The organism is Myxacorys almedinensis A (genome assembly GCF_010091945.1).
Classification (GTDB): domain Bacteria; phylum Cyanobacteriota; class Cyanobacteriia; order Leptolyngbyales; family Leptolyngbyaceae; genus Myxacorys; species Myxacorys almedinensis.
The window spans coordinates 1-991 of record NZ_WVIE01000062.1; the positions used below are offsets into that span (position 1 = coordinate 1).

The 991-nt window shown below is 48.4% G+C and carries 2 protein-coding genes; both read left to right on the forward strand.

What is annotated here, in order from left to right; genetic code table 11:
- Positions 1-66: 66 nt before the first annotated feature.
- On the forward strand, positions 67-570 hold the full coding sequence (locus tag GS601_RS22625) for a helix-turn-helix domain-containing protein (RefSeq protein ID WP_162425551.1): 504 nt from the start codon (positions 67-69) through the stop codon (positions 568-570).
- 83 nt (positions 571-653) lie between these two features.
- On the forward strand, positions 654-991 hold a 338-nt coding region (locus tag GS601_RS22630), incomplete at its 3' end, for a transposase (protein WP_238393464.1).

A 991-nucleotide genomic window follows, 5' to 3' on the forward strand; every position in this document is an offset into this window, starting at 1 on the left:
ATACCAAATTGAAAAAAGGGAGAGACAAATGAGAGAATGGGTTCTGCCGTGTGGAGAAAAACAGCAATGTCAGGTGTAACCCGCATCGAAATCCGAGAAACAGTCGCAGAACTCGAAGCCCTGATTCAACAGCAATCCAATCCAAATCTGAAAGAACGGTTGCAAGTGTTGTACTTGCTGAAGTTACCGAATGCTAGGAGCATCAGCGAAATCGCAAAAGTTGTCGGACGGAACCGGGGCAGTGTGCAACGCTGGTTGAGCCAGTACCGCACGCACGGAGTTTCAAGCTTGTTGGAGATACGGCAAAGTCCAGGACGACCGCAGGTAATTCCAGCTTGGGCAGTCAAGAGCTTAAAGCAGCGCTTGGATGATCCTGAAACTGGCTTTGGCAGCTATACCCAAGTGCAGCAGTGGTTGTCCGAAACGTTGAACGTGCAAGCCGAGTATGCGACGGTGCATCATCTGGTGCGATATCGCCTGGGCGCAAAGTTGAAAGCGGCGCGTCCAGTTCATACCAAGCAAAACTCCGAAGCCCTTGAGGCATTTAAGCAAACCTCAGTGACGACCTAATTCTACTCAAACAGCATGCCGCAACCGTCAAACCAAAGTTTAAGCGGCTTCGCTACTTTGCTCAAGATGAAAGTCGGTTTGGCTTGAAAACGACCGTCGGACGGTTAATCACAAGCTTAGGCGTGAAACCGTTAGGCAATTGGCAATGGCAGTTCAAGGCATTTTGGATTTATGGTGCTGTCGAACCGACCACCGGAGAGCAGTTCTTTTTGCAATTTACGCATGTCGATAGCGAATGCTATCAGCTTTTTCTTGACCAGTTTTCTCAAGCTTATCCTGATAGTCTCAACGTTCTTCAAGTCGATAACGGAGCCTTTCACAAAGCCAAAGACCTGGTGATTCCAGACAACATTGTTTTGCTGTTTCAACCACCGTATTGCCCGGAGCTAAATCCGATTGAACGATTGTGGCAGCACTTGAA

What these genes read in the sequence shown, in the direction of transcription:
- GS601_RS22625 (WP_162425551.1), top strand. Translation starts at nt 67, where the DNA reads ATGTCAGGTGTAACCCGCATCGAAATCCGAGAAACAGTCGCAGAACTC.